Origin of the sequence: Pseudomonas sp. REP124 (genome assembly GCF_020164475.1) — a bacterium.
Classification (GTDB): Bacteria; Pseudomonadota; Gammaproteobacteria; order Pseudomonadales; family Pseudomonadaceae; genus Aquipseudomonas.
In genome coordinates this window covers 44,720-52,470 of the sequence record NZ_JAIQWX010000031.1, presented here as the reverse complement: position 1 = coordinate 52,470, position 7,751 = coordinate 44,720, and the positions used below count along the sequence as shown (strand labels likewise).

The window sequence follows — 7,751 nt, the reverse complement described above, 5'->3', positions numbered from 1 at the left end:
TCGCGGGCAAGCCCGCTCCCACAGGTCCTGAGGCTGACCAGCAACAATCACCGGCACATCAATCTTCTTCACGCACCGTCGCCACTTCATCCGCCCGCACTTTGACTTTCGCTCCGGAAATGTCTTCGAACTCGTAGAAGCCATCTTTGGTCTCGGTTTTCGGCATGTCCTTGGTCAGGTATTGCGTGCCGTTTTGCAGGGTTACCACGGTGGGGGTGGAGCAGCCTGCCAGTGCCAGCAGGGCGGCAGCCGCCAACGGTAGAACCAACGTCTTGATGTTCATAACCACCTCTCATATTCGAAAAAAACGCAGCGACCGTCGCGTTTGACAGCACCTCTATCGCGGTTGGTGCCGTGGAGGGGCGGAAAGTTCGGCCTCTTAAGAAAAATGATTGATAGCGATCCGCCCATCTTTTTCCGATTGCGCCATGCAGGGTGTTGCTGGTATCTGTACGCATAACCAGTATTCGCTCGCCATGGCTCCCTTTCCCGTGACCGCAAATCCCCTCGAAGACCCGTTCTATTACTTGAACAACTTCATGCAAGTGCTTGATTGGCTTGAACAACGCTACGGCGATGTGCTGGCCGAAGAAGAGCAGCGCTTCATCTCTGACTTCAATCAACTAAATCGCGAATCCCGAGCGCTGTTGGTCAGGATGGTCATGCGCAAGGGCATTCATTTCAGGGCGAGCAAGCTGCAATACGTCGAAATCGGCGACACCCTCGAAGCGGTGGAACCATTGGTGGCGCTGGGATGGATCGACGAACAACGGCCACTGCCCATCGAGGCGCTGTGCGAGCTGTTGCTCAAGGCCGAAATCCTGCAATGTCTGGGCCACGCCATTGACCAGCCGAAGGCCAAGAAAACCGACTGGCTTCCCGTCCTGAGCGAGCGCTTTCCCGAGGCGCTGAGCTTTCAGGCGTGGTGTCCAGCCCTGAACGAGCGTCTGTTCAGCGTGACCATCATGGATCTGTGCGACCGGCTGCGTTTCATGTTCTTCGGCAATCTGTACCAGGACTGGTCCGAATTCGTTCTGGCGGACCTCGGCATCTTCACCTACGAAAAAGTCGAGTTCTGCGTCGACTCCCGAGGTTTCCGCAACCGCGAAGACGTGGATGCCGGTATGTTCCTGCACTTGTGTCAGCAAGCATTCATAGACGGCGAGGAAATCGAAGACATCGTCGAGCGTATCGGCGGCCTGCCCCTCGGCAACCCCTGGCTGCAAAGACGCCGGGACAAACTGCTGTTCCAGATGGCCCAACACTGCGAACGCATCGCCGATTTCGCAACGGCCCTGACACTCTATCGCCAATCTGCCTACCCCGGCGCCCGGGTGCGCCTGATCCGCGTGCTGGAGCGATGCGCCGAATACGAACTGGCCCTGGAATTGGCCACCCAAGTCCAGCAATCCACCCCAAGCGCCGCCGAGCAGCAACAACTGCTGCGTATGCTGCCCAGGTTGCGTCGCAAACTCGGTGGACCCGCGGTCAAACGCGCAGCACAACGGCAGATGGAGCGTCTGGACCTGCTGTTGCCCAGAATCGATCCCGACCTGTCCGTGGAGTACTACGTCCAGGCACACCTGGCAGAAGATTCGGCGCCGGTGCACTACGTCGAGAACAGTCTGATTAATTCGCTGTTCGGCCTGCTGTGCTGGCCGGCGATTTTCGCGCCGCTGCCCGGGGCGTTTTTCCACCCGTTCCAACGCGGCCCGGTGGACCTGCTCAACGAAGACTTCCAGGAAAGGCGAGCGCAGCTGTTCCAGGCTTGCCTTGAGCAACTGGACGACGGTCGATACCTGCACACCATTCGCCAGTGCTACACGGAAAAATGGGGCGTGCAGTCGCCTTTCGTGTTCTGGGGCGCGCTGGACGAGGCCTTGCTGGAGCAGGCCCTGGACTGCCTGCCACCCGAACACCTCAAACACTGGTTCAACCGCCTGTTGCTGGACATCAAGGCCAATCGCGCCGGAATGCCGGACCTGATCCAGTTCTGGCCGCAGCAGAAAACCTACCGCATGATCGAAGTCAAAGGCCCGGGCGATCGCCTGCAGGACAACCAGTTGCGCTGGCTGGAGTTTTGTCATGAACACGGCATGCCGATCGCCGTGTGTTACGTGCAGTGGGCGGAGCAGGGCGCTTGAGCTACAGCATCGCGGTACGTGCGCTGTGTGAGTTCACCGCCAAGGTGGGCGATCTCGACCTGCGTTTCACCCCGTCACCCACAGCGCTGGAAGGCATCGTCGGGCATCGTACGGTGGCCTCCCGGCGCAGCGAGGACTATCAAAGCGAGGTCGCCCTTGAAGGTCGGTTTCAAAGCCTGACCGTCAAAGGCCGGGCCGATGGCTACGACCCGGCGCGAAACTGCCTGGAAGAAGTCAAAACCTACCGTGGCGACCTGAGCAAGCAACCGGCCAATCACCGGCAACTGCACTGGGCCCAGGCGAAGATCTACGGCTGGTTGATGTGCCGCAAGTTGCAGTTGGAGCAGATCAACCTGGCGCTGGTGTACTTCGACATCGTCAGCGAAAAGGAAACCTGCCTGGTCGAAAGCTTCAGCGCCACACAGTTGCAGGAGTTCTTCGAAAAGCATTGCACCCGTTTCCTGCACTGGGCCGAGCAGGAAATGGCCCATCGCCAGGCGCGCAACTTCGGGGCGCAACAGCTTGCATTTCCCCACAGCGGATTTCGGCCGGGGCAACGACATCTGGCCGAGTCGGTGTTCAAGGCCGTCAGCACCGGCCGCTGCCTGATGGCCCAGGCGCCGACGGGGATCGGCAAGACCCTGGGCACGTTGTTCCCGATGCTCAAGGCGCTCGCGCCGCAGCAACTGGACAAGGTGTTCTTCCTCACGGCGAAAACCCCCGGACGCAAACTGGCGCTGGATGCGGCGCAGGTCATTCTCGACAGTGCCAACGCTCCGCCCCTGCGGGTACTGGAGATGATTGCCCGGGACAAGGCCTGCGAACACCCGGACAAAGCCTGCCACGGCGAGTCCTGCCCCCTGGCCCAGGCCTTTTACGACCGTTTGCCGGCCGCACGACAGGCCGCCAGCGAACTGAAGCTGCTGGACCAGGGCGCTTTGCGCCAGGTCGCCCTGGAGCACGCTGTATGCCCGTACTACCTGAGCCAGGAAATGGCCCGCTGGGCCGACGTGGTGGTTGCCGATTACAACTACTACTTCGACTTCAGCGCCTTGCTGTTCGGACTGGCCCAGGCCAATCAATGGAAGGTCGCGGTACTGGCAGACGAGGCCCACAACCTGGTGGAGCGCGGCCGGCAGATGTACAGCGCCAGTCTCGACCAGTTCACTCTCAACACCGTACGCAAAACCGCGCCCGAACCTCTGAAAAAGTCCTTCCAGCGGGTCAATCGCGAATGGAACGCCTTGCATGACCCGCAGCCGATTGCCTATCAGGCCTACGACAAGGCGCCGGAGAAACTGCTGCAGGCGTTGTCTTCCTGTACGGGCAGCATCGGCGAATACCTGAACGACCACCCGCAAGGCCTGGACAGCGCACTGCAGAGCTTCTACTTCGACATGCTGCAGTTCTGCCGGGTGGCCGAGCTGTTCGATGAGCAGTTCCTGTTCGACATCACCAAGCGCGACCTCGACCGCAAGAAACCGCTGTCGAATCTGTGCCTGCGCAACGTGGTGCCCGCCGGCTTCATCGGGCCACGCTTGACTGCGGCGCGCAGCACCGTGCTGTTCTCCGCGACCCTGAGCCCGCGCCGCTATTACGCCGATCTGCTGGGTACACCCGGCAACACGGTGTGCATCGACGTCGAATCGCCGTTTCATGCCGACCAACTTCAGGTGCACATCGCCAGCCAGATCTCGACCCGGTTCACCCATCGACAGGCGTCCCTTGCGCCTATTGTCGAGCTGATGGCCCAGCAGTACCAAACCCGCCCCGGCAACTACCTGGCGTTCTTCAGCAGCTTCGATTACTTGCAGCAGGTCTCGCAGTTACTGGCCGAACGGCACCCGCAGATCAAAACCTGGTCACAATCGCGAGGCATGGCTGAAGCGCAGCGCCAGCAGTTTCTCGATCAGTTCACCGAGGACGGCGAGGGCATCGGTTTTGCGGTGCTGGGCGGGGCGTTCGGCGAAGGCATCGACCTGCCCGGCGCGCGGCTGATCGGCGCGTTCATCGCGACCCTGGGGCTGGCGCAGTTGAACCCGGTCAACGAGCAGATCAAACAGCGCATGGCGGCGATCTTCGGCGCCGGCTACGACTACACCTATCTGTACCCCGGCCTGCAAAAAGTCGTGCAGGCGGCCGGCCGGGTGATTCGCACTCAGCAAGACAAAGGCGTGGTGATGCTGATCGATGACCGATTTGCCGAGTCACGGGTTCGGCAGTTGCTGCCGAGCTGGTGGTCCATCGGCGATACCGCGGTGCAGGGCGTCTAAATTCAGGCTGTCCAAATCAGCGGTTTGTCGCATACTTCCAAGAAACATTCTGACGCGAGTACTCAATGAGCGAGGATCGAAGCAAAGGGATCGCAAGCGATGACATGCGCTTTCGGCTGCTGGTCGATGCGGTCGTCGATTATGCGATCTACATGATCGATCCCGACGGCATCATCATCAGCTGGAATGCTGGCGCCAAGCGGTTCAAGGGCTATGAAGAAGCCGAGATCCTGGGCCAGCATTTCTCGCGCTTCTACACCGACGCCGACCGACGAGCCGGCCTGCCGCAACGGGCGCTGGACACGGCGCTGCATGAAGGACGCTTCGAAGGCGAAGGCTGGCGGGTGCGCAAGGACGGCACGCATTTCTGGTCAAGCGTGGTGATCGATCCGATTCGCGATCCGTCGGGCACATTGCTGGGCTACGCCAAGATCACCCGGGACCTGACCGACCGCAAGATGGCCGAGGAAACCCTCAAGCAAAGCGAGCAGCAGTTCCGCCTGCTGGTGCAGAGCGTTACCGACTACGCCATTTACATGCTCACGCCAGACGGCTACGTGTCCAACTGGAATCCGGGGGCTCAGCGCATCAAGGGCTACCGGCCCGAAGAGGTCATCGGCCAGCACTTTTCCATGTTCTATACCGCCGAGGACCGTGAGGCCAACGAGCCGTGTCGGACCCTGGACATCGCCAGGCGTGAAGGGCGCTTCGAAAACCGCGGTTGGCGCCAGCGCAAGGATGGCACGCGATTCCTCGCACATGTGGTGGTAGACCCGATCTGGGGCGACACCGGCACCTTGCTGGGTTTCGCCAAGATCACCCGTGATGTCACCGAGGCGGCCCAGGCCCAGCAAACCCTTGAGAAAACCCGGGAAGCGCTGTTCCAGGCGCAGAAGATGCAGGCGATCGGTCAACTCAGCGGCGGCATCGCCCACGACTTCAACAATTTGCTGACGGTGATCCTCGGCAACCTGGAAATCGTCCGCAAGCGCGTGGGCGACGATCCGCGCCTGACCCGTTTGATCGATAACGCCACCCAGGGCGCCCAGCGTGGTGTATCCCTGACCCAGCGCATGCTGGCCTTCGCCCGCCGTCAGGAGCTCAAGGCAGAACCTGTCGATATCCCCGCACTGGTGCAGGGCATCACGGGTCTGCTGCGCAGTTCGCTCGGGCCTTCGGTCAGAATCGAAACCAATTTCTCTCCTGAACCTGAGCCGGTACTGGCCGACCTCAACCAGCTGGAGCTGGCGGTGCTCAATCTCGCGACCAACGCCCGGGACGCCATGCCCAATGGCGGCAAGATCGTAATGGGCACCAGCACCGAGGTCATTCTCGATCAACCCCACTCGACCCTGGCACCCGGGCGATACGTGTGCCTGTCCATCAGCGACACCGGCGAAGGCATGGACGAGGTGACGCTCGCCTCGGCGATGGACCCATTCTTCACCACCAAAGGTGTCGGCAAAGGCACGGGCCTGGGACTGTCGATGGTCCACGGTTTCATCGAGCAGATGGGTGGACGTTTCCTGCTCAAAAGCGAAAAAGGCATCGGTACCTCCGCAGAACTCTGGTTGCCGGTCGCTCAGGCGGGATCGTTGGCCGAGGCCGCGAATACCGTGCCTGCCGCCCCCGAGGTGCCACGTTTGAATGTGCTGGTGGTCGATGACGACAGTCTGGTGCTGACCAGTACCTGTCTGCTGCTTGAGGACCTGGGGCATCGGGTCAGCTTTGCCGATTCCGGCGCACAAGCGCTGCGCCTGCTGGAGAGTGAGCAGCACTTCGACCTGGTCATCACCGACATGGCCATGCCGCAGATGAATGGCGCACAACTGGCCCAGGCGATCCGCATTCTGATGCCCGACTTGCCGATCATCCTCGCCACCGGCTTTGCCGAGAGCATTGATGGCTTCGCCGCCGGCCTGCCACGCTTGTCCAAACCCTTCACCCAAAACAGTCTGGTGGAAATCATCGCCGCGGCGCTGAAGTGAGCCGGCGTTCGCGCTGCTCGTAGCGTGCAAGCATCGGTTGGGTGCTGATGCCGTGCAGCAGAATGCTCAGCGCCACCACCGACAGGGTCAGGTCGGTGCACAGGCTGGCGACCGTTGCCGGCAGGTCGTGATTCAGGGCGTAGAACAGGTAGTAGAAGCTACCGATCCCGCGAATCCCGAACCAGCCGATCAGCAGTCGTTGCCGGGTGTTGAGCAGGCTGCCCCAAGGCACCAGCCCGACGCTCAAGGGGCGAATCACGCAGAACAGCACCAGGGCAATCGCCAGCGCGCGCCAGTCCCAGTGGCCGACCAGCACCACGCCGAGCAGGGTCACCAGAAATACCTCCATAGCCCGTTCCACCAGCCCGCCGAACGCCAACATGTCGCCGATCATGATGCCGGCGGCCACCTGTGTGTCGTCCAGATGCTCCACGTCTCCGTGCAGCGCCTCGTGGGGTTCGACGTCCTGGTGGCCGACCACGGCTTTGACCAGATGCTCCGCCGGCGGCTGCAAATGCCCGGCGGAGTTGACCTCTGCAGCCCGCAACCCCAAGCCGGCGGCGAACACCGAGAGAAAGCCGTAACCGTGCACCGCTTCGGCGGCGACATAGGCCAAGGCAATCAGAGCGAAGGTCAGGTAGTCGTTGGGCGACAAGGTGCTGTCGGCATTGCGGATGCGCATCGACAGGGTCAGGCGACCGATCCCGCGTCCCATGCAGTAGCCGATCAGCAGGCCGGCCGGCACTGCCCACAGCAGCCTCTTCAAGGCCCAATCATCGAGCCAGGCGCTGGAAGCACCTTCAGGTTGTTGCAGGAACAACAAACCAAGAATGACGAAGGGAAAGGCAATGCCATCGTTCAGGCCGGCTTCGCCCGAAAGGCCAAAGCGTACAGGGTCGTCATCCTGGGCATCGTTGACCTGCACCAGCGACGCAAGCACCGGGTCAGTGGGCGCCAGAATCGCGCCTATGAGCAAGGACGATCCCCACGCCAGATCGAAGGCGAAGTGCAGCAACAGGCAGACACCCGCAATGGTCAGCACCATCACCGGCCCGGCGAGGCCGTAGGCTACGCGCCATTTGCGCTTGTTGAGTGGCAGGCGCAGCTTCAGCCCGCAGACGAACAACGAAAACAGCACCGCAACTTCCGTCAGGTGCTCCATCCAGAACGACGCATCCTTGATGTCCAGCCTGAGCCAACCCAAGCCTGCAGGCCCGATGGCCATGCCGAGCAACAGGCACACGGCCGAGGTGGTCACCGGCATCCAGCGCAAATACGAAGACGTCAGCGCCAGCGCCAGCAACACGGCGCCCAACACCGACACCCAGGCAACGAAGCTCATGGCC

5 protein-coding genes are annotated in these 7,751 nt (G+C 61.6%); 3 read left to right on the top strand and 2 right to left on the bottom strand.

Features of this window, described 5'->3' with window-relative positions:
* Nucleotides 1-58: 58 nt before the first annotated feature.
* Nucleotides 59-283: a YgdI/YgdR family lipoprotein gene (locus K9857_RS10565; RefSeq protein ID WP_224535541.1), complete on the bottom strand. Its 225-nt coding sequence runs from the start codon at nt 281-283 to the stop codon at nt 59-61.
* Nucleotides 284-476: 193 nt separating this feature from the next.
* Between K9857_RS10565 and K9857_RS10560 the strand changes: the two genes are divergently transcribed.
* The 3 genes from K9857_RS10560 to K9857_RS10550 all read left to right on the top strand — a co-directional run bounded on the left by K9857_RS10560 (nt 477) and on the right by K9857_RS10550 (nt 6,405).
* Nucleotides 477-2,144, top strand: coding sequence for a VRR-NUC domain-containing protein (locus K9857_RS10560; RefSeq protein WP_224535539.1), 1,668 nt, complete (start codon nt 477-479; stop codon nt 2,142-2,144).
* Entirely contained in the window at nt 2,141-4,417 is a 2,277-nt protein-coding gene (locus K9857_RS10555; RefSeq protein ID WP_224535537.1) for an ATP-dependent DNA helicase, read from the top strand. Before K9857_RS10560 ends, K9857_RS10555 begins: the two co-directional genes overlap by 4 nt.
* A gap of 65 nt (nt 4,418-4,482) precedes the next feature.
* Complete coding sequence (locus tag K9857_RS10550; protein WP_224535536.1) at nt 4,483-6,405, top strand: PAS domain-containing sensor histidine kinase; 1,923 nt, start codon at nt 4,483-4,485, stop codon at nt 6,403-6,405.
* Here the strand turns inward: K9857_RS10550 and K9857_RS10545 are convergent.
* On the bottom strand, nt 6,383-7,747 hold the full coding sequence (locus tag K9857_RS10545) for a cation:proton antiporter (RefSeq protein WP_224535534.1): 1,365 nt from the start codon (nt 7,745-7,747) through the stop codon (nt 6,383-6,385). The genes K9857_RS10550 and K9857_RS10545 overlap by 23 nt on opposite strands.
* Nucleotides 7,748-7,751: the final 4 nt, after the last annotated feature.

Bases quoted from the DNA above. Each gene is read 5' to 3' on its own strand.
- K9857_RS10565 (WP_224535541.1), bottom strand. From the start codon at position 283: ATGAACATCAAGACGTTGGTTCTACCGTTGGCGGCTGCCGCCCTGCTG.
- K9857_RS10550 (WP_224535536.1), top strand. From the start codon at position 4,483: ATGAGCGAGGATCGAAGCAAAGGGATCGCAAGCGATGACATGCGCTTT.
- K9857_RS10545 (WP_224535534.1), bottom strand. From the start codon at position 7,747: ATGAGCTTCGTTGCCTGGGTGTCGGTGTTGGGCGCCGTGTTGCTGGCG.
- K9857_RS10560 (WP_224535539.1), top strand. From the start codon at position 477: ATGGCTCCCTTTCCCGTGACCGCAAATCCCCTCGAAGACCCGTTCTAT.